The organism is Spiroplasma attinicola (genome assembly GCF_023509825.1).
Classification (GTDB): Bacteria; Bacillota_I; Bacilli_A; order Mycoplasmatales; family VBWQ01; genus Spiroplasma_D; species Spiroplasma_D attinicola.
In genome coordinates this window covers 16,058-38,100 of sequence record NZ_JAKQXY010000001.1, presented here as the reverse complement: position 1 = coordinate 38,100, position 22,043 = coordinate 16,058, and the positions used below count along the sequence as shown (strand labels likewise).

At 24.8% G+C, this 22,043-nt stretch carries 22 protein-coding genes; 18 read left to right on the top strand and 4 right to left on the bottom strand.

The window, feature by feature from the left end; all coding sequences use genetic code 4:
• Nucleotides 1–97 precede the first annotated feature (97 nt).
• From LT335_RS04665 to LT335_RS00110, 18 genes are all read left to right on the top strand, one after another.
• On the top strand, nucleotides 98–295 hold the full coding sequence (locus LT335_RS04665) for a plasmid recombination protein (RefSeq protein WP_374982210.1): 198 nt from the start codon (nucleotides 98–100) through the stop codon (nucleotides 293–295).
• 19 nt (nucleotides 296–314) lie between these two features.
• Nucleotides 315–569: a hypothetical protein gene (locus LT335_RS00185; protein ID WP_249727638.1), complete on the top strand. Its 255-nt coding sequence runs from the start codon at nucleotides 315–317 to the stop codon at nucleotides 567–569.
• Between the two features lie 302 nt (nucleotides 570–871).
• Nucleotides 872–2,065, top strand: coding sequence for a DUF262 domain-containing protein (locus LT335_RS00180; RefSeq protein ID WP_249727635.1), 1,194 nt, complete (start codon nucleotides 872–874; stop codon nucleotides 2,063–2,065).
• Nucleotides 2,066–2,097: 32 nt separating this feature from the next.
• Nucleotides 2,098–2,952 carry a hypothetical protein gene (locus LT335_RS00175; RefSeq protein WP_249727633.1) on the top strand — a complete coding sequence of 285 codons (855 nt, stop codon included), beginning with the start codon at nucleotides 2,098–2,100 and terminating at the stop codon, nucleotides 2,950–2,952.
• An 805-nt stretch (nucleotides 2,953–3,757) separates the two neighbouring features.
• On the top strand, nucleotides 3,758–4,018 hold the full coding sequence (locus tag LT335_RS00170) for a hypothetical protein (protein WP_249727631.1): 261 nt from the start codon (nucleotides 3,758–3,760) through the stop codon (nucleotides 4,016–4,018).
• Nucleotides 4,019–4,298: 280 nt separating this feature from the next.
• Nucleotides 4,299–4,517 carry a hypothetical protein gene (locus LT335_RS00165; RefSeq protein WP_249727625.1) on the top strand — a complete coding sequence of 73 codons (219 nt, stop codon included), beginning with the start codon at nucleotides 4,299–4,301 and terminating at the stop codon, nucleotides 4,515–4,517.
• A gap of 122 nt (nucleotides 4,518–4,639) precedes the next feature.
• Complete coding sequence (gene ybeY, locus LT335_RS00160) at nucleotides 4,640–5,101, top strand: rRNA maturation RNase YbeY (protein WP_249727623.1); 462 nt, start codon at nucleotides 4,640–4,642, stop codon at nucleotides 5,099–5,101.
• Nucleotides 5,102–5,140: 39 nt separating this feature from the next.
• Nucleotides 5,141–5,566: a cytidine deaminase gene (gene cdd / locus LT335_RS00155; RefSeq protein ID WP_249727607.1), complete on the top strand. Its 426-nt coding sequence runs from the start codon at nucleotides 5,141–5,143 to the stop codon at nucleotides 5,564–5,566.
• A gap of 1 nt (nucleotide 5,567) precedes the next feature.
• Nucleotides 5,568–6,455, top strand: a complete 888-nt coding sequence (era, locus tag LT335_RS00150; RefSeq protein ID WP_249727599.1) for a GTPase Era — start codon at nucleotides 5,568–5,570, stop codon at nucleotides 6,453–6,455.
• Between the two features lie 39 nt (nucleotides 6,456–6,494).
• The gene (locus LT335_RS04005; RefSeq protein WP_283778538.1) at nucleotides 6,495–6,620 is read left to right on the top strand and encodes a hypothetical protein; all 126 of its coding nucleotides are present in this window, start codon (nucleotides 6,495–6,497) and stop codon (nucleotides 6,618–6,620) included.
• A gap of 173 nt (nucleotides 6,621–6,793) precedes the next feature.
• On the top strand, nucleotides 6,794–8,185 hold the full coding sequence (locus LT335_RS00145; protein WP_249727593.1) for a glycine--tRNA ligase: 1,392 nt from the start codon (nucleotides 6,794–6,796) through the stop codon (nucleotides 8,183–8,185).
• 24 nt (nucleotides 8,186–8,209) lie between these two features.
• On the top strand, nucleotides 8,210–10,018 hold the full coding sequence (gene dnaG / locus LT335_RS00140) for a DNA primase (protein ID WP_249727591.1): 1,809 nt from the start codon (nucleotides 8,210–8,212) through the stop codon (nucleotides 10,016–10,018).
• A 23-nt stretch (nucleotides 10,019–10,041) separates the two neighbouring features.
• Nucleotides 10,042–11,361 (top strand): sigma-70 family RNA polymerase sigma factor, encoded by a 1,320-nt coding sequence (locus tag LT335_RS00135; protein WP_308699462.1) that lies wholly within the window; start codon nucleotides 10,042–10,044, stop codon nucleotides 11,359–11,361.
• 2 nt (nucleotides 11,362–11,363) lie between these two features.
• Nucleotides 11,364–12,143 (top strand): Nif3-like dinuclear metal center hexameric protein, encoded by a 780-nt coding sequence (locus LT335_RS00130; RefSeq protein ID WP_249727587.1) that lies wholly within the window; start codon nucleotides 11,364–11,366, stop codon nucleotides 12,141–12,143.
• Between the two features lie 175 nt (nucleotides 12,144–12,318).
• Complete coding sequence (gene radC / locus LT335_RS00125) at nucleotides 12,319–13,008, top strand: RadC family protein (RefSeq protein WP_249727569.1); 690 nt, start codon at nucleotides 12,319–12,321, stop codon at nucleotides 13,006–13,008.
• 190 nt (nucleotides 13,009–13,198) lie between these two features.
• Entirely contained in the window at nucleotides 13,199–14,932 is a 1,734-nt protein-coding gene (gene ptsP / locus LT335_RS00120) for a phosphoenolpyruvate--protein phosphotransferase (RefSeq protein WP_249727561.1), read from the top strand.
• Between the two features lie 78 nt (nucleotides 14,933–15,010).
• Nucleotides 15,011–15,541: a PTS sugar transporter subunit IIA gene (locus tag LT335_RS00115; protein WP_249727560.1), complete on the top strand. Its 531-nt coding sequence runs from the start codon at nucleotides 15,011–15,013 to the stop codon at nucleotides 15,539–15,541.
• A 126-nt stretch (nucleotides 15,542–15,667) separates the two neighbouring features.
• Nucleotides 15,668–16,741, top strand: coding sequence for an alpha/beta fold hydrolase (locus LT335_RS00110; protein WP_249727558.1), 1,074 nt, complete (start codon nucleotides 15,668–15,670; stop codon nucleotides 16,739–16,741).
• 149 nt (nucleotides 16,742–16,890) lie between these two features.
• Here the strand turns inward: LT335_RS00110 and LT335_RS00105 are convergent, their stop codons facing one another.
• The 4 genes from LT335_RS00105 to LT335_RS00090 all read right to left on the bottom strand — a co-directional run bounded on the left by LT335_RS00105 (nucleotide 16,891) and on the right by LT335_RS00090 (nucleotide 22,021).
• Nucleotides 16,891–17,967 carry a hypothetical protein gene (locus LT335_RS00105; RefSeq protein WP_249727557.1) on the bottom strand — a complete coding sequence of 359 codons (1,077 nt, stop codon included), beginning with the start codon at nucleotides 17,965–17,967 and terminating at the stop codon, nucleotides 16,891–16,893.
• A 216-nt stretch (nucleotides 17,968–18,183) separates the two neighbouring features.
• Nucleotides 18,184–19,986, bottom strand: a complete 1,803-nt coding sequence (locus LT335_RS04430; RefSeq protein ID WP_249727555.1) for an ABC transporter ATP-binding protein — start codon at nucleotides 19,984–19,986, stop codon at nucleotides 18,184–18,186.
• 23 nt (nucleotides 19,987–20,009) lie between these two features.
• A complete protein-coding gene (locus LT335_RS00095) occupies nucleotides 20,010–21,116 on the bottom strand; it encodes a nicotinate-nucleotide adenylyltransferase (protein WP_249727553.1) in 1,107 nt (368 codons plus the stop codon).
• A 14-nt stretch (nucleotides 21,117–21,130) separates the two neighbouring features.
• Nucleotides 21,131–22,021, bottom strand: a complete 891-nt coding sequence (locus LT335_RS00090) for a deoxyribonuclease IV (protein WP_249727551.1) — start codon at nucleotides 22,019–22,021, stop codon at nucleotides 21,131–21,133.
• Nucleotides 22,022–22,043: the final 22 nt, after the last annotated feature.

Here is a 22,043-nt window from a genome sequence, read left to right as displayed (position 1 = left end):
TGATGACTTGGCGTTACATTTTAACATTAAAAACGAAGGCTATTATTTAAAAGAAATTTTTGATTAAGATAAACTTAATCAATGAGCTAATAAAGTTATTAATGAAGAAGTTATTTGGCAAAAATCACAATTAGGAAATGATTCTGGGATTATTGGTGCTGTTGTTCACTTGGATGAAAGAAATATTCATATTCATTTTTATTCATTTTCTTTATACTCAAAGTCAAAAATACAGCACACAAAGTTATTTGATAATAAAAGAGATTTAAGTAATCAACAAAAATCTTTTTGATAATGATCAAAAGACAATATTGATGAAACAATTGAGAAATATAAACCTAAAGCAAAAAACTGGTGTTAGTAACAAAAACTTTAAACAATGACACCAAGAACAAAGAGTTTTAATGAACTTGGAAACTTTAAAATTGCGAAATCAAAATCTTGTTAATAAAGGAATTTATGATAATTTGCAACAACAAAAGGAACAAGTTTTAAAATATCCTTGCTATGGATTTTACTCATGAAGAACGTATGTTATTACTACAGTCATTATTAAATACTTTAGATAACATTCAGCATTATCATTTCTTATTCTCTTTAGTTAAAGATAATCAGTAAAAAATTAACTATCAAGAACAAATTACTTTATGACAAAATAAGACCAAAGATTTGTAGTTATTAATTGCTCCTATAATTTTTAACATCCATTAGTTATTTTAATTTTGAAGTAGATAATTTAAAGTTTTTAGATATTTTTATTAATTTAAATTGCGTTAATTGTTGACTTATTTTTAAAAATATGTTAGATTCTATATATAAAAATATAAATATAAAATAGAATCTATTATATATTTTGAAAAAGGAGAAAATAATGAATTACCAAAAACCAACAAGTAAAACTTTGGGAACAATATTACATGAAAAAAAAGCTGGAATTATAGTTGTTAATGACAAATATCAAAGAAAAATAGTTTGAATCGAAAAAAGTATTAAAAGAGATTTAATTAGAAGTATTTTTTTAGATATGCCCATAGGAACAATTATTATTTGAAGTACATTTAAAGATGGTTTACCACAGGAACAGATTATTGATGGTCAACAAAGAATTAGTACGATAGAAAGTTTCATTAAAAATGAATTTGAACTAGATAATGAAACTCTATTAAGCATAGTAAAAAATAAGTTAATAGGAAATACAATAAGAGTGGCTGCTAACAGTGATTCTAAAGCTTCAAAACTTTTAGAATCTAAATTTAAAAAAGCATACTTTAAGGATTTACCTGATTTTTTGCAAAAAAGAATACTAGATTATACTTTAAATATTACTTTAGTATATAGTGAAGATGAACAATACATTAGAGATTATTTTAGAGTGTTACAAAATCAAGAAAAATTAAAAGCCGGAGAAATTTTGCATTCAATTCCAAATGTTTTTATTCATAATTATTTAGATAGTGGCGACATTACAAAGTTTTGTGAAGTTATTAATTTTAATGATATAAGAAGAGGGTTTGTTAAACATTTTACTGTTTTTACAGGTATAGTTCTTGATAAAACTAGAATAGGTCAACCTGATAAAGAAATTATTAAATTAACTAGTAAAATAAAATTAGAAGATTTAGAGAATAATGAAGAGTTTAATAATGTTATTCAAAAAATTAGATTGGATCTAAATAATTCAACATTAGAAAATATTAATAAAAATAATGATGGACTTTTGAATGTGTTGGGTTTTAAAATATTATTATTATCTTATTTATTCAATGATAATGATGATTTTTTAAATTTATCTTTAGATAATAAAGCGAAATTAATTAAAAAAATCACAACAGTTGCTGGATACTGAAATTCTAAAGATGCTAGTCAAAAAATACAAAAATTAGCAACAAAATTAGAAGAAATTAAAAGTCACGACAAAGACACCATGCTAGAGGCAGTAAAAGAATCCTGATTATTATCAAAAACAACTCATAACAAAACAGAAATTAAGAATAAGTTTGAAAAAATTAACTATTTAATAGACTTTTTAACACAAAATCCAAATTTTGATTTAAAAATAATTTAACTAATGAATGTTAAGAATTACAGGAGTTCAAAATGCATAGCGAGTTTTACCTAAATAATAAATTTATAAGTATTGAAGAAATTAATCAGTTATTTTCTGATGGAGAAAAGATTAAAGATTATTTATCAAAAAATAATTTAAAATGTGGCTATCATTTAGATTGTCAAGCAATATTAGTTTCTGCTATTTTGAGTAAAAATAATCTTGTTTATTTAAGGTCAAAAAGAAAAAGTGATCATTTAAATAATTGTCCTTTTCATGATTTAGCTAGACTAAAACAAAAATTAATTAAAAATCGAACTCTTAATTTTTTAATTAAAGGATTACCAAAAAGAACTGTAAATATAGATGAAGAAGAGTTTAATAAACTGATTGCTAGTAAATACACAGGACCTTACTTAAAACTAGCTGAATTATTTGATTTATTAAAAAATGATCCTGAATTAGGTTTTCTAAAAGAAACTAGTTTTATTAATCCTGATTATTGTAAAGAATGATATGAAAAAAGTCATAGTATAGAAAATAATGCTGTTCTTTTAACAGGTATATTAAATAGGAAATTTTATTCTTGCATTCTTGGAAAAAAATGCGAATCAAATTATGATTGTCAATTAAATCATGAACCAAAAGATTACAAAATTGAAATACTTGAAAAGGATATAGAATTTCATATATCAGTATCAAAGGAAATATATGACTTAATTAACTGTGGAAATAGCAGAAAGAGGTTATTTAATTCAGAAAATCTTAAAACATATCATGTTCTTGCTAAAATTAATGAAATGAAAAATTCTAATTTATCAAATAAAAGATTTTATACGAAGCATAGTAAAAAAGTTAATCATGTTGTAAAAAACAAAAAGTTTGTTGAGTTAATTGAAGAATAATTGTTTTTATAATATAATATCTTGTTTTAAAAAAACAAGATATTATAATTAATTTATGGTCTACATCTTTCACATTTATGTGATTGCTTAATGTATGTTAAACATAGTGAGATAGTATAAACTATCTCTTTTTTATTTTAGAAAGGAAAATAATATGAAAAAAAGAATATACAATCCAGGATGTTTGAATTATTAATTATATTGTACCTTATAAAACTAAAGAAAAATTTTTTTGCCCTTTTATTATTACAGATATTATTAATGGAACTGTTTATAGTATACCCTTAACATCTTATAATAATAATCGTTATCGGCCAGATTTAGGTGATAGTCTTATTAAAACTAACTTTTTAGAAAAACAATCAATTATCAAGTTATATCAAGTAACATATCTTAAAGAAAATTTTTTATACGAAAAATAGCACTGTTGAATTAGAAATTGTTAAAGATATTAATTAAAAGATAGATAGTAATACCAAACAATATTTAGCAATAAAAAATACTAATGCTATTTTTCGGGAATATGTTATTGAACGGCAAAACCAAAGAATTATTAGTTTACAACAAGAAATTACGCAAATAACAAATGAACTAGCAATAGTTAAAGCACAATTAATTTTAATTCAAAAAGATTGCGAACTATTATTTGAAACTGCTAATAACTTAATTAAAAACCTTGAGTTAAAACTTGAAAACTTACAGCAATAATTAACTTTGACCCAATAAATTTGAATAGCTAGAGGCTATTTTTTATTTTAGAAATAATAATATTGGCATTAGTGCTGAAGGTGATATTTCTCATATTGTGAAATGATTATTAGGTTATGGATCAAAAGCATTTCATTATCAAACTTTTAAAAATATGTTGTTATTACGAACTGCAGAAATTAATCAACTAGATATTATTAAATATTTAAAAAATGAATATCACTATGAAAAATCAAAAGAACAACGCTTTTATTGAAAAAGTTATTGAACTTTTAAAAAGCAACAATTATATGTCCCTCAAGGCAGTATTGTTAAGGCTGAAACTAAAAACTATTTTTCTTGATGGAATCATCGTTAGAAGATTAGGTAAATTAAATAAATTATTAAAGCAACTAATAAAGTTGATTTTTTGTTTTATTCAGAATAATTATTTTTTATGATTTTATTTTTGATTGATGTTATAATTTTAAAGAATTGAAAAGACGTTGCTTTTAATTAAATAAAGAAAAATAATATTTATTTAATTAAATCTTTAATCCGTAAAATAAATAATACAACCAAAAGATAAAATTAACTTGTAAAAACCAATTTAAGTAAGTATAATTTACTAGATAAAAAAGAAATAGGAGCTGATATAAATGCCATCAGTCAAGTTAAAGCCACAAGCAACACCTGATAATGACAAAGATAAAGATAAGAAAAGCAACGAAGAAGCTTTTAATAAAGCGTTAAAGTCTTTTCAAAAAATCTCACAAGAAACAAAACGACAAGTAAAGAAGAAAGAATATTTTGTTTCAAAACGAGTTGAAATGCGTGCTAAGCGAAATTCAGCAAAAAAAACAAAGCGACGTAAGTAATTTGTAACAGCAAATTTGGTAATCATCATCAGTATTAATTTATTGGTGGTGATTTTTTTATATAATTAAATAATATTTTCTTGTTATAATTAAAATTAGAGATTATAGGAGTCAAAAAACTAATGAGTAATCAAGTAAACATTTTTAACGAACAAGGTTTTAATCTTGAAGATTTTCCAAAACTAGCACTAGGAATTTTAAATCAAACTTTAAAAGCTAGTAAAACAAAAGTTAAGAATGCTGAAGTAGCCGTAGTTTTTGTTGATGAAGCTCAAAGCTTACTTTTAAATCGAACTTATCGTAATAAAGATTACATTGCCGATGTTTTATCGTTTGCTAATCAAGATGAAGTTTCTGTTAAAAGTAAAGATATTAGTGATTTAGGTGATGTTTATGTTTGTTATCCAAAAGCAGAACATCAAGCAATTGAGTATCAACATAGTTTAAATCGTGAGTTATCATTTTTATTTTTACATGGTTTGTTACATAATTTGGGTTATGATCATGAGACCAAAGAAGAAGAAAAAGTTATGTTTCAATTACAAAAAACAGTTTTAACAACTTTAAAAATTTTTCGTAATTAAATTCAAAACTAGAAGATAGAAGGATTAAAAGGGATAAATATGAATTTTCAAGAATTATTAAATAAAGCAAAAAAATTACAAACTAATGCTTATGTTCCGTACTCAAATTTTCGTGTTGCTGCGATTGTTATTCTTAAAGATAAAAAAGAAGTTACAGGTGTTAATGTTGAAAATGCTTCGTTTCCAGCAACTATTTGTGCTGAAAGAACAGCATTAACACAAGTAATTACTTTAGGTTATCAAAAGGATGATATTGAAGCTTTGTTTTTAATTACTGATAGTAATAGTTTAGGTTCACCTTGTGGTATTTGTCGCCAATTTATGGCTGAAGTTATGCCGATGACAGCTAAAGTTTATATTAGTAATATTAATAGTAAAGATGAAAAAGATATCAAAATTGTTAAGGTACAAGATTTATTGCCTTTTGCTTTTATATCAGAGTCATTGAAAGGAAATAGTAAATAATATGAGTAATACTTTTAAGGCTGGATTTGTAAGTTTTATTGGTAAACCTAATGTTGGGAAATCAACTTTATTAAATACAATTTTAAAAGAAAAAGTTGCAATTGTTAGTCCAAAACCACAAACAACAAGAGAGCAACTACAAGGGATTTATACTGATGATAGTATGCAAATTATTTTTTTAGATACACCAGGAATTCATAAATATCATAATCAATTGGGACGAATTATGAATAAACAAGCTACGAGTGCTACTAGAGATACTGATGTTATTTGTTTACTAGCACCGGCAAATGAAGCAATTTCGCCAAACGAAGAAAGAATTATTAAACTTTTAAAAGAACGAACAATGCCAATTTTTTTATTGTTAACTAAAGTTGATTTGGTTAATAAAGTTGAGCTTTTTAATAAAATAAATGAATGAAAAGATTTATTACCTTTTAAAGAAATTATTCCCATTTCAGCAATTAAAGAATTTAATTTAAATGTTTTATTAAAAAATATTTATCAATATTTACCGGAAGGCTCTAAGTTCTTTGATGTTGACATTAAAAGTAATAGTAGTGATCAACAAATTGCTAAAGAAGTAATTCGTGAAAAAATTATTTTTTTAACAAGACAAGAAATTCCTTATAGTGTGGCAGTTATGATTGAAGATATGATTTTTGATAGTGATTTATTAGAAATTTCAGCAGTAATTGTTGTCCAAAGAGAATCACAAAAAGCAATTTTAATTGGTAAAAAAGGTCAGATGATTAAAAGTATTGGGATTAGAGCTCGTGAAGAATTGGAACAAATTTTTAATATTAAAATTATGTTAAATCTTTTTGTTAAGGTAATTGATGAATGACCTAATAATCCGAAAAGTTTAAAAGAATTAGGTTATAGTTAATAATATTTATACTAAGTTTACGAAAAGGGGGTAAATTAGTTGACTTTGGAAATAATTACTAAAGAACAAATTGATATTAATTCAGTTATTAAAAATTCTAACACAGAAAAAATTAATGAATTACATTATTATAAAAGTAGTCAATCAATTGGAACGAATGTTTAATTTGTAATATCTTTTATTAGATGTTTTTGTCTTTTTTATTTCTAATAATAACACCTATAATATATTGACAAATATAGTATATAATAATAAAATAACTTAGTTTTTTCAAAAAATGAGATAAAATATTTAATATACTCTTATGAATGACATAAATTTTAATTTGGAGGAATAAAGTGCAAGCAAAAACTGTTTTTTCTATGAAGGAAATTATTAATCATTTAAAAGAATTTGGTTTTGTGTTTCAAGGATCAGAAATATATGGTGGCTTAGCAAATACTTGAGATTATGGTCATTTAGGAGTAATTTTAAAGCATAAAATTAAGTTATTATGATGAAATCATTTTATTAAAAATAATCAGTTTAATATTGCTTTAGATAGTTCAATTTTATTAAATTCTAAAGTTTGACAAGCTTCTGGACATTTAGATAATTTTAATGACCCTTTGGTTGATTGTAAAAATTGTAAATTTCGTTTTCGTGCTGATACATTAATCCAACATTATTTTCCTGATCTTGATTGTGATGGTTGAAGTAATGAAAAATTAGATCAATTTATTGTTGAAAAAAAGATTAAATGTTTAAATTGTCAGCATTCTGATTTTACTAAAGTTAAACAATTTCGTTTAATGTTTGAAACTTATCAAGGTTCAGTTGAAAATCAAGGTAACAAGTTATATCTTCGACCTGAAACAGCACAAGGAATTTTTATTAATTTCAATAATATGAAGAAATTTTATAATAAAAAACTTCCTTTTGGGATTGGTCAAATTGGTAAAAGTTTTCGTAATGAAATTACACCTGGAAATTTTATTTTTCGTACTTATGAATTTGAACAAATGGAATTAGAATTCTTTTACAGTCCAACAGATAGTATTAATTGATTTAATTATTGATTAAAATCAATGCAAGATTTTATTAAAAAGTTAGGAATTTCTGAGCATAATTGTCAATTACATCAACATGATAAAGATAAATTGTCGCATTATTCTTTAGCGACAACTGATATTTTGTATAAATTTCCATTTGGTTGAAAAGAATTATCTGGTATTGCTAATCGTGGTAATTATGATTTAATGCAGCATGCCAAAGCAAGCAAAGTTAATTTTTTAGCGCAAGATAGTACGACAAATAAACTTGTTAATCCATTAGTAATTGAACCATCAATTGGTGTTGAAAGATTATTTTTTGCTATTATTTGTGATAGTTTGATTCAAGAAAAAGTTAAGGATAAGAGTAGAACTGTTTTAAAGTTAAATTCATTTTTGTCACCATATCATGTTGCGATTGCTTCATTGAATAAGAAGAAATTGGGTTCAAAAGCTCAAGCAGTATTTGCGTTATTACAGCCAACTTTATTAGATGTAATTTTTGATCAAAAATCTGAAATTGGCAAAGTATATAATTATCATGACCAAATTGGAACATTATATTGTGTTACTGTTGATTATCAAACTTTAGAAGATGAAGCAGTAACAGTTAGAAATCGTGATGATATGGGTCAAGTTCGAGTGAAAATTACTGAATTAAAAAAGTATTTATATCAAAAATTGAATATTTCTTGTTAATAATAAATATAAGGAAGCGTGTCTATGGATCAAGACTTCAGTCAAAAAATTCAACAAATTAAAGAACAAGTTAATATCGTTGATATTGTTGGAGAATATTTAAAATTAACTCGTAAGGGTAATAATTTTTGAGCAATTTGTCCTTTTCATCAAGATTCTAACCCTTCTTTATCAGTGTCACAAGAAAAGCAAATTTATAAGTGTTTTTCTTGCGGCGAACAAGGAAATGTTTTTATTTTTTTACAAAAATACAAAAACATTGATTTTTTAAGTGCTGTTAGAGAAGTTGCAAAAATTGCTAAGATTGATTTAGAGAAATTACATTTAAATTTAACAGAATCACAAAAAATTAAACTTCATCCTTTTAAAATTTTAAATAATTTAGCATTAAATTTTTATCAATATCAAATGACAACTGATTTAGGAAAAGCAGCTTTTAATTATTTAAATGACCGAAAAGTTAGTGAAAAAAATATTAATGATTTTGCTCTTGGATTTGCACCAAGCAAAAATCAATTATTAGAATATTTACAATTACAAGGTTACCAAACTAATGAAATTATTGGTGCTGGTCTTGCTAAAATTACTGATAAAGATAAAGTTAAGGATATGTTTTTTAATCGCATTATTTTTCCGATTCTTGATTTAGATGGTGAATGTTTAGGTTTTAGTGCCAGAAGTTTTATTAAAAATCAAGATAATTTAGAAAAGGCAAATTTTAAGTATATTAATACTCCCGAAACAGAAATTTTTAAAAAAGGTCGAATTCTTTACAATTTGTATAAAGCTAAAAATAGTCTTAATCCGCATAATAAGAGCATTTATTTAGTTGAAGGTTATATGGATGTTATTAGTCTAAGCAGTCAAGAGATTAATAACTGTGTTGCTTTAATGGGTACTAATTTAACAAAAGAACATATTGCTACTTTAAAACAATTTACTAATGATATTATTATCTTTTTGGATGGTGATATTCCTGGTAAAGAAGCAGCAATTAAAATTGCAACTAATTTATTAGCACAAAATTTTAATGTTAAAGTAATTGATAATCAAACAAACCAAGATCCAGATGAATTGATTAAAAATAACCTTGAGCAGTTTAAAACGATTATTAATACTACTTTACATCCACTTGATTTTGCCATTAATTTTTATCAAATGAAATATGATTTTAAACAAGATAGTTATCAACTAAAGACATTTCTTAAGCAATTGCAAGATTTATGAAACGCAATTAAAGATCCAATTACAACTAAATTTTACTTGGAAAAGTTAAAAGTTCTTACTAATTTAACAGAAACGGAATTATTTTCTGTTCTTAAAGAATCACAACAAATTGTTGCTTCAAATGTTGTAAATCAAGTAAACTCAAAACAAAAGCAAAGTAAGTTTATCCCATTATCTTTAAAACAAAAATTTTTAGCATTACAAAAGCAATTATTCTTTTTTTCATTACTTGATTATCAGGTTTATCAAATTTTAGAAAAGGAAAAATTTATTTTTGATGACCAAAGATTAATGACTCTACACTTTTTGATTACAGAAAAATATCAAAGAGAAAAAATTCAACAAATTGATTTACAAGAACTTTTAAACTTATTAAAAGACAACGAACTTCTTCCTTTTTATCAAGAGATTATTAATCAACATCAAAATAAAAAATCTCAATTTACAGTATCAATTATTAAAGATGATATAAAAAATATTAAAAATTATCGGATTGAACTAAAAATTGCTAATTTAAGAAGTCAAATTACTAATACTAGCAACCCTGAAAAACAAATTGAATTACTACAGCAAATGTCAAATTTAAAGAAAAATTTAATAAAATAAAAAAATAACGAAGGAAATGATTTATGAGTCAAGATAAAAAGAAATTTAATTCAAAAGAAGATTTGAAGCACTTTTTAGCAGATGAAATGGCTGCTGGTAAAGAATTATCACAAGAAACAATTTTAACTGATTTACAAAACTTAAACTTAAATGATGAAGAAATTGAAGATTTTTTTGATTTTCTAGAATCAGAAGGTGCTATTTTCATTGATACAATTGATGAAGATGAAAAAGAAATTGAACTTGAAGAAGAAGATAATATTAATTTAGATGATATTACTGTTGATTTACAAGATTTAAATTTAAAAAATACTATGAGTATTTCTAATGATACAAGAAGAAAAGATGGAATTAAATCTTACTTTAATATTTTAGGAACTAGTCAAATTTTAACGCAAGAACAAGAAGTTGAATATGCAAAAATGCTAGAATCTGAAGATGAAGAAGAAAGAGATTTTGCTTTTAAGCAGTTATTTAATTCTAACTTAAAATTAGTTGTTTCAGTTGCTAGAAGACATTTAAATCGTGGTTTAGCATTTGAAGATTTAATTCAAGAAGGTAATATTGGTTTAGGTAAAGCAATTTTAAAATTTAATTATCATAAAGGTTTTAAATTTTCTACTTATGCAACTTGATGAATTAGACAAGCAATTACTAGAGCGATTGCCGATCAAGGAAGAACAATTAGAATTCCTGTTCATATGGTTGAAAGAATTAATAAATTAACAAGAATTGAACGACAATTAAATCAAGAATTGGGACGAGAACCAACTCCAGAAGAAATTGCTGAAGCAATGGGTCAAAATATGAATGCTAATCGAATTTTAGAAATTAAAAAATTAGCATCTGATCCAGTTCCGTTGGAAAAACCAATTGGTGATGAAGATGATACTCATTTTGGTGATTTTATTAAAGATAAAAATATGTTATCACCTGATGAAGCTGCTGAACGTCATTGATTACGAGAACAACTTGACCAAGTATTTTTTGAAGTTTTAACTAGACGAGAAGAAAAAGTTATTAGAATGCGTTTTGGAATTTTACCAACAAAGTTACGAAGAATTGTTGAACTTTGCGAAGATGAAACAGAACAAAATGAATTAAAAGAAGTAATGAGCGAATTGCATTTACATTATGATACTAGTTTAGATAAACCAGAAGTGATTCGTAATAAAGTAATTTACAAACAAATTAGTAAATATGATACATTAAAAACTTTAGAAGAAGTTGGACGAGAATTCTCTGTTACCAGAGAAAGAATTAGACAAATTGAAGCAAAAGCAATTAGAAAATTAAAACATCCATCAAAATCAAAATTAATTAAAGAGTTTTATAAAGGTTAAAAATGAAACTTTTAGATTTGATTAAGAAAATTGAAAATACTTTTCCATTAAAAGATGCGTGTGATTGAGATTTTATTGGTTGACAAGTTAAAGCAACTAAACAAAATATTGAGATTGAACAAGTTTTAATTGCTTTAGATGTTACGAGTGATGTGATTGACATAGCAATAAAAACAAAGATTAAATTAATTATTTGTCATCATCCATTTATTTTTGCTAATAATCTTAATGATAAAATAGTGAGTCAAGTAAAAAAATCATTGTATCAAAAATTAATTAAAAATGAGATTAATGTTTATGTTTTACATACAAATTTTGATAAACATCTTAATGGTATGAATTGATTAATTGCAAAGGATTTAAAATTTAGTAATATTAAATATTTTGATCAAGAAAAATTAACTGTGATTGGTCAATATTCAGACTTGACTTTATTTGAAATAATTAAAAATCTTAAAAATTATTTTGGTTTTGATCAAGTTAAAGTTATTACTAATGATTTAAAAACTAAAATTAATAATGTACTTTTATCTTCTGGTGCTGGTGGTAGTGTTATTGAAGCTATGCCAAATAATCAAAATATTGATCTTTTTATTACTGGTGAAATGAAGTGACATCAAGAATTAGAGGCACGAGATAAAAATATTAATGTTATTATTCTTGGTCATAATATGGAAGAAAAATTTGTTAATTTTATTAGTGAGTTTTTATTAAGTGATAATTTGATTAAGAAAAATCTAATAATTAACAAATATTTTTTTCCAAAAGCAAGGTTTGTTTAAGTATATTTGCAAGATAAGATGAGTGGAGCGTTAATAGAAATTTTAGTTATTAGTTGTTTCATCATTCTTATTATTAATATGAAAAATATCAAACCAAAAATTATTCTAAAGATAAATCCTTTTAAAAAGGATTTTTTTTATTTTTTAGTTAATTATTTAATAAGGAGTAATGAAAATGAAATTTAAAGATTGACAATCTGATAAAAAACCAAGAGAAAAAGCAGTGAAATATGGAATTGAGACTTTAAATAATGAAGAACTTTTAGCAATTCTTTTACGAACAGGTACCAAAGAAAAAGATGTTTTAACGTTATCAAAAGATATTATTACTTCTTATCAAGGAATTGAAAATTTTAGTAAAGTTAATTTTAATGATTTAATAAAAATTAAAGGAATTGGTAAAAGTAAAGCTTTAGAAATTGTTGCTTGTTTGGAGTTAGCAAAAAGAATTGAGTTAATTAATCAACAATTTCGGTATTTAAAGATTGTTTTCCCTGAAGATGTTTTTAATTTAGTTAAAAATTATTATGCTAACTTAAATCAAGAACATTTTTATTTATTATTATTGAATAATCAAAATAAACTAATTCATCAAAAGTTGTTATATAAAGGAACAAATGATAGTTTAAAAATTGATATTAAAGATATTTTATATTTAGCAATTACTTATCGAACTAATAAAATTATTTGTGTTCACAATCATCCTAGTGGTGATAGTGAACCATCTTTTGCTGATTTAAAAATTACTAGTAAAATTAAAGAACAATTAAAAAATTTTCAAATAACATTATTAGATCATATTATTATTGGATGAGAAAATTATTATAGTATTAACTTAAATAAGAAATACAACTTTTCTTTATAAAAAACATAATTTTTTTCTTTTTAATATTAAAATTGGAACTATTTTTTCCAAATTATATATACAATTATGTTATTTTTTATTATAATTTTACTAGAATGAGTAATCATTGAATAATGTAGAAGATTAAGTTATTAATAAAAATAAATATTATTAAAATAATCAAGATATAGAAAGAGATAATAAATATATAATGAAAATAAATGGCATCGGTGCTAGTAATGGTATTGCAGTAGGCAAAGTTTTACTATTAAAAGAAGCAAAAATTAAAATTAGTGATAATAAAATTGCTGAAAAAGATATTGCTTCAGAAATAAAAAGATTTGACAAAGCAATTCTAGAAACTAAAAATGATCTTAATGAATTAATTGTTAAAACACAAAAAAAGCTTGGCAGTGAACATGCTGAAATCTTTGAAGCTCATTTATCAATTTTAAAAGATCCAGAATTATCTAATCAAATTAAAGATTTAATTACTAATGAAAAATTTAATGTTGTTAAAGCAGTTGATGTTACTTGCAATAATTTTTATCAACTTTTTAGTGCTTTAGAAGATGAGTATTTACGAGAAAGAGCAGCTGATATTCTTGATATTAAAACAAAGATTATCAATCAACTTTTAGGAATTAAAGATAATGCTTTAAGTGATATTAAGCAAGAAGTAGTGATTGTTGCTAATGATTTAACACCATCACAAACAAGTCAATTAGATCCAAAATTTGTTAAAGGATTTTTATGTAATATTGGTGGTAGAACTTCACACTCTGCAATTATGGCCAGAAGTTTAGGAATTCCTGCTGTTGTTGGATTAAAAGATATTACAACTAAAGTTAAAGATAAAACAAATATTGCTTTAAATGGTAATTCCGGTGAAGTTGAATTTGATTTAGCTGATGAAAAAGTTACAGTTTGAAAAGAACAAGAAAAAAAATGAATTAATTTAAAAACTGAATTGCTTTCTTTTAAAGGAAAGAAAACTATTACTAAGGATGGTTATGAATTTAAATTAGAAGCTAATGTTGGTTCAGTAAGAGATTTGGATTCTGCTCTTGAAAATGATGCTCATGGAATTGGTTTATTTAGAACTGAATTTTTATATATGGAAAATGATAATTTTCCAACTGAAACAGAACAATTTACAGAATACAAAACTGTTTTAAAAACAATGTCAAAGTTTAAAGTTGTAATTAGAACTTTGGATATTGGTGGCGATAAGAAATTAACTTATTGAGATTTACCACACGAAATGAATCCTTTCTTAGGATACCGTGCAATTCGTTTGTGTTTAGATCAAAAAGATGTTTTTAAAACTCAAATTAGAGCATTATTACAAGCTTCAACTTCAGGAAATTTGGCAATTATGTTTCCAATGGTTGCTACTGTTGAAGAATTTAAAGAAGCAAAAGATTTTGTTTTAAAATGTAAGGCAGAATTAATTAAAGAAGGTAAAAAAGTTAGTGATAATATTTTAATTGGAATGATGATTGAAGTTCCTGCTTCAGCTGTTAATGCTGAAATCTTTGCAAAATATGCTGATTTCTTCTCAATTGGAACTAATGATTTAATTCAATATACATTAGCTGCTGACAGAATGTCAGAAAAGGTTTCTTATTTATATCAACCTTATCATCCAGCAGTTTTACGATTAATTAAAATGACAATTGATGGTGCTAAAGCACATGCTAAAAAAATTCCTGTTGGAATGTGTGGTGAAATGGCAGGAGATAAAATTGCGATACCATTATTAGTTGGTATGGGATTAGATGAGTTTTCAATGTCAGCATCAGATATTTTGGCAGCAAGAAAATTAATTAATAGTTTGAATAAAAAAGATATGGAATTATTAGTTGCTGAAGCATTGAAATGTGATAGTCACGATGAAGTTAAAGCATTGGTAACTAAAAAATTAGGTAATCTTTTAGATTAAATTTTACAATATTAAGTGCTATTATTGAAGTATTAAAGAATGTTTAAAAAATAAACTAAATTAAGGGAGAAAAAGTAAATGTTTTTTTTAAAAAAGAAACGAATTGAAGTATATGCGCCAATTTCAGGTGAAGTTATTAGTATTGAGAAAGTAGAAGATCCAGTATTTTCTAATAAAATGTTAGGTGATGGTTTTGCAATCATTCCTAAAAAAGGTAAGGAAACAAAAGAAGCAACATTTATTGCACCAATCTCAGGAGTTTTAACAACAATTTTAGATACAGGTCATGCTTATGGAATTACTGAAAAATCAACTAAAGTTGAATGTTTAATTCATATTGGTATGGATACAGTTGAATTAAATGGTAATGGTTTTAGTGCTAAAGTTCATAAGGAAGATAAAGTTGTTGCTAATGATACACCATTAGTAGCAGTTAATTTAGACACAATGAAAAAGAATAATAAAGATTTAACAACACCGGTAATCTTTACGAAAGAAACAATTGCTGAACAAGGTTATAAGATTAATATTTTAAAATTTGGCCAAGTTAAGGCAGGAGATGTTGTTGCTGAATTAGTAAAAGCCCCTGAACGAGCAGAAATTAGTTAATTTAGAAACTCTAATTTATTTAGTTATAAGTTAGAGTTTTTTAATTATTAAACATAAAAGTTATTTAATTTGATAAAATTATCCTAGATACTAAATTTAGTAATTGGGAGGATTTTAGATTAAAAAATGGGTTTTTGAAAAGATTACTGATGAGTAATATTAATAGTTGCAGTAATAATGATACTTTTCTTGTTTTTTTTATTGCGTTGATTTAAAGTTTATCATATTAGTTATAATTCAGAAAAAAAACGTCATTTTCCACAATGAAGTGATGTAGGGATTATTACCAGAGATAATTATTTACTGCATACTAACTATAATTTTGTTGAAGATAGTAACTCTATTGTGATTGGAATTCATAGTTTAAGATGTGCCAAAGAAGATTTTATTGCTGCAAAAAATTTTTTTGCCGAACAAAAAATTTCATTATTAGGTTTTGATCAACGAAATTGGGGTAAGAATAGTAAATGAAAATATCATAGTTTAGGAACAACTATTGCTGATTTGGAAGATATTGTTAGTGTTTTAAATGAAAAGTTTCCTAATCAAAAGATTTTTTTATTAGGTGAAGCATTAGGTTCAGCTTTTTGTGCTTTAGCGCTTAAACGCTTAGAAGATAAAATTGATGGTGTGATTTTAACTAATTTTATTACAAGTAAGAGGGTAATTAAAATGACACCTAATTTAATTTGTAGAAAAATAATTGGTTTTTTATTTAATAAACAATTAATTTTACCAATTGAATTTGATTTAAAAAAAATTTCTGATAATGAAATTTATATTGATTATTTTAATGAAAGAAATTATCGTCGTTCGAAACAACAAGGTGTTACTGTTGTTTATGGTTTACAAGGAGATAAAATTAGTAAAGCTGTACCAAAAAATATTAATCAATCTACTTGTCCGGCAATGATTATTCAAACAGGTAATGATATTTTTGCTGATTATGATAAAGTAAAAGTAAATGAAAAAAACTGACGTGATACAGTAACTTATCGTTTTTATGATCAAGGCAAACATGCGATTCTTAATGATTTACCAATTCAGACAATTTTACAAGATATTACTGCTTGAATTGTTAAAATTGAACAAGACACAGAAAATAAAAAATTAACAGAAAAAAACTTAAATATGGAACAAATAAAAACAATAACGGAATTAAATAAAAAGAATAAAGTTGATGAAACTGAATTTGAATAGTAAAAAAACTAGTAAATGAACTAGTCAATAACACTGGACAAGTAAAAAGTCTTATTAAAAGGAATAGTTTAGTCGATATTCGACTGGAATCATTCCTTTTAATTTTATTTGTGGTCTAAATTTATTATCGATGTTCATTTACTAGTTTTTTAATCTGCAATTACATATTGAATTTCAAATCTAAAATCTTTAAATCAATTAAAATTCATTCCCTCAACATTCAAATAATATATTTTTAATGCAATTTCACCGGTTGTTGTAATTGTTTCATTAGTAATATTAAAACTTGAATAGTTGATTTTAATTGTGTTTTCTCGATAACCTTTAGGAATATTTCAATTTTTTAATTCTGCCAATATGCTTGTTCTAAATTGATTAAATATTGTTTCTTGTATTTGAGAATTATCTTTTAATTGTTCATTAGTTAAAACATATGTAATTGAATTAACAGTTTCACTAAGTAATTCAAAATAATTTCTTCATGCTGGAATTCATCTATCATCATCATTATTTAGATATGCATTTCTTAATGTTTGTAATATTTGTTCTCGAATTCCTAACATTTCAATTGTAACATTTACTTGACCTGTATAGTCGCTGTTATCTGTTTTAACATTAATTATTGCTGAACCAGTATTAGTTGTTGTTGCAAGAGTGTATGATGTAACTTCAAGATCACTTTCTATTAATCCAGAAGTTGAATTAACAGCTAAAAAGGCAGTGATTATTTGAACATTATTATTAACAGAATGAATTTTTGTAGTTTTAATTAAATCAGCTAAATTTATTTTTCCTATTATATTAATAATTACTGAGATACTTCCTGTGTATTTAGTACTATTTGTTTTTGCTTTAACAATTAATTTACCGGTTAAAGTATGGCTTGATGCTATAAATGAACTGATTTCAATATTGCTTTCTAAGTCAGGATATTTTTCTTTATTATTATTTATGAATACATTAAAGGCATCATCTTGTATCATGTTTTCTTTGCCTGGAATGGCAGTTTGATTAAGAGTGTTTAAATTTATTGGTGTTATTGGAATTGTTGTATTTGGTGGTATTGTATTTCCATTATGATTTTTATTAATTCCATAGTAAATTCCTAATCCTGTACCTGTACCAATTAAAATAATTGCCAACATTATCATAAAGGTTTCACTTTTTGTATAGTTTTTTTTCTTACTTTTTTCTTTTGAATGAATTTCATTTTTTATATTTGCCATATTTTTTCCCCTTTGCAATTATTTTTATTAAAGGTGTTAATAATACAGCACGACATTATTTAATTTTTATGTAATTTTTTGAAAAGTCTCTTCTTATTTTTATTGTATCATTATTGAAAGTGAGGTAAAGTAATATTTTTGATTTTTTCGCTAAAAAAATGCACTTATAGTTAATTTATATGAAGTGCATTTAAAATTAGAATTTTAATTTATTATTTAATCCATCATTCCTGCTTGATATAAGTTTTTAAAGTGACCTTTTTGATCTTTTAATTCGTTGAAGGTTCCAATTTGAACGATGCCTTTATCTTTTTCTAAAACAAGAATTTGGTCAACATTTTTAATTGTTGATAAACGATGGGCGATAACAATACTTGTTCGGCCAATCATTAATTTATTAAATTGTGCTTGAATTTCTTTTTCAACAATATTATCTAAAGCACTAGTTGCTTCATCTAAAATTAATAGTTCTGGATTTTTTAAAAATACTCGAGCAATAGCAATTCTTTGTTTTTGGCCACCAGATAAGGTAATTCCTCTTTCTCCTAAAATTGTTTTATATTTGTGTGGTAGTTCTTGAATAAAATCATTTAGATTAGCTTTTTTTGCTGCTGCTTCAATATCTGGAAAAGTTACTCCTTTAACACTATAACTAATATTTTCAGTAAAATCACCATATAAAATTTGTGGATCTTGTTCAATATAACCAATATGGCCTAGATAAGTTTTTAAATTAAGATTTTTTAGATTATTATTATTAATTAAAATTTCTCCAAGTTCAGGATCATAGTAACGTAATAGCAATTTGCTAATGGTACTTTTACCGACTCCTGTTGCGCCAACAATCGCATATTTTTTTCCTTTTTCAAAAGTATAAGAAAAGTTTTTTAAAATTCATGGTCCATCAGATTTATAACGAAAACTAACATCATTAAAGATAATATCACCTTTAATTGAGTCAATTTTAATTGCATGTTGAACTTCAGTAATTTTTGGTTCAGCATTAGTAATTTCATTAACACGAATAATGGCGGTTGAAGTCCGAGCTCAGTTACCAATAAATTGAATGCTTTGAATAATTGGAAAGATTAAAGTATTGACAGAGAGCATAAAGGAAATAATTATTTGTGGTTTAATAATTCCTTTACTGGCAAAGATTAAACCAGTTACTAATCCAACAGTATTAATTCCTGTTAGTAATGTTACTAATAAAGCACGAGTGAAACCATCAAAATTAATAGTTCTTTTGGCTGAATTGTAATATCGTTTGTGGCCATCAATTACACGTTTCATTTCATAATCTTTGGTTCCATTACTTTTAATTAATTGCATTGTTCCAATTCGGTCAGTAACATCAGCATTAACTTCAGTATAAACTTTTCTTCATCGGTAGTTTAATAAACGAATGATTTGAACATTTAAAACAGCTAAAATTAAAATCACAATAATGATTCCTAAAACAATTAATGACATTTGTCAGTTAATTGAAAAAGTAACTATAATTCCCCCAATAAATGTCACAACTGAGCTTAAAAATGATAATGGGATTGCTTGCATATTATCACCAATAATTTCAGTATCACTAATTAGTTTTGTTAATGAATCACCAATTTTATTATCTTCGTAATATGACATATCAAGATCTAATAAATGTTTGATAACTTTATTACGATATTCAATTTCAATCTTAACACCAATAACACCACCAGCAACATTTCGTAAATACATTAAAATTCCTGATGCTACTTGTAAAGAAATTAAGATATAAGCTAATTGTAAAATTTTACTTTCAATAAATTCACCATCAATTAAATATTGATTAGTAATTTTTGGCATAACTACTGTCATTAAAGAAGAAAGGATTGTTGCTAAAATCGCAATTGTATAAAGTCAAGGATATTTTTTGAAATATTTAAAAATAGTTCGCAAGAAACCAGATTTTTTAACTTTAATTTCAGAATAGCCTTCTGTTAATTTTTCTCGTTTTTTCTTTTTAGGTCGTTGCTTTTTTTTACTCATATTATATAAATTCCTTTCACTATTTATTTTACTTGTTTTTTATGCCATGTTTGGTAAATTGAATTAAATTCTTCTGTTAAAGGAAGTTTTCTTGCTGCTAAACTTACTTTTAAAATTTCTAAATATTTGCTGAAAGCTAATGCTAAATTCTTTTGTGCTAACTTTCTTAATTCATTAACACCAGAATAATTTCTTTCAGGTGAAATTTTATCAGCTAAAAGAACAATTAATTCTAATTTAGTCATTTTTACTGCACCACTAGTATGATTAAAAATAGCACTAATAATTTCTTTATCTTGATATTTTAAATGATGTTGTAAATATAAAGCACCAGCATAACCATGATAAAGATTAAATGGCGCTGATAAACCTTTTGGATAATATTGTTTAAGATAATTAATTAATTTTTCTTTTGGTCATTGTTTAGCGATGTCGTGATAAGTTCCGGCAATTAAAGCTTTTTCTGGATTTTCATGGTGTTTAATTGCTAATTTTTTTGCAGTTTCGCCAACATTTAAACAATGTTGATATCGCTCATTAGTAAGATGAAATTTTAATCGTTCTTTGTAATAGACTAAATTATCATTAATATAATTAATGACATCTTGATTTAAAAGATCAATATTTTCTCCAGTACGAATTTTAGAAGAACTAATATTATTAGGTAACTCAAGAGTTAAATTTTGACAATGATATTTTTCCATTAAACTAATACTTGGTTGAAAATTAGGACGATTAATAACAATAAATTTTACTAAAGTAATTAGTTGATGAATATCTTTTCATTTATTTAATGAAAGTAAATTATCAGAGCCAATAATAAAGGAAAATTCAGTATCTGGATACTTTTTCTGAAATGCTTTAATTGTATCAATTGTATAGTTAACTTTTTCTTTTGTTGTTAATTCATATTGATTTAATTTTAGTCAAGAAAAATCTTGAATTGCTAATTTAATCATAGCAATTCTTTGTTCTGTTGTGGCACTAATATTAGTTTTTAAAGGATTTAATTTTGTTGGTAAAATTCATACTTCGTCTAGTTTTAATTTTTTATAGGCTGCTTTAGCAATTTCAATATGTTGATTATGAATTGGATCAAATGTTCCACCAAGAATCCCAATTTTTTTCACTGATACTTTCTCCTTTAATCTTTAAGTTTTAATAAACTTTCTTTATTAAAATCTTTATTATGAATCATAGTAATTTCTTCTTTATATGGTGGTTTATTATTAATTCATGGTGTTTCTAAAATTTTAGTTTTTTTAATAAGTAATGGGTGATAAATGATTTTCATTAAAGCATCAAAACCAATTTTGCCAAGTCCTAAATTTTCATGGCGATCTTTATGGCTATTTAATCCGAATTTTGAATCGTTAATATGTAATGCTAAAATTTTATCAATTCCAATTAATTGGTCAAATTCTTTAATGATATTTTCTAAATTATTAACAATATCATATCCTGCATCATATAAATGACAAGTATCTCAGCAAACGCCAATTAATGATTTATTTTTAACATTATTAATAATATATGCTAAATCTTGAAAGATACTACAAGTTTCAGAGCCTTTACCTGCCATTGTTTCTAAGGCAATTTTGACAGTTTGATTAGTAAAACAAGCAGCATCTAAGCCTTTAATAATTTGCTTTAAAGCAAGTGTCTTGTCAGCACCAACAGCACTTCCTGGGTGTAAAACTAAAGTACTAACACCAATTTCTTGACAGCGTTTTAATTCTTTTTGTAATAATTCAACAGAAAATTCGAAAGTACTTGGTTTAATAGTATTAGCTAAATTAATAATATAAGGGGCATGGACAATAATATTATTAATGTTAATTTTTGTTTTTGCTAATTCCTCGTGAAATTCTTTTAATAATAAATCTTTAATTGGTTTACGAACAGCATTTTGTGGTGCTCCTGTATAAATCATAAAAGCATTAGCTTGATAGTTAAGTGCTTCTTGTAAAGAACCAAGAAGATATTTTGGTGCTTTCATTGCCACATGACAACCAATAATCAGTTTATTATCCATTATTTTACTCCTATAATTTAAT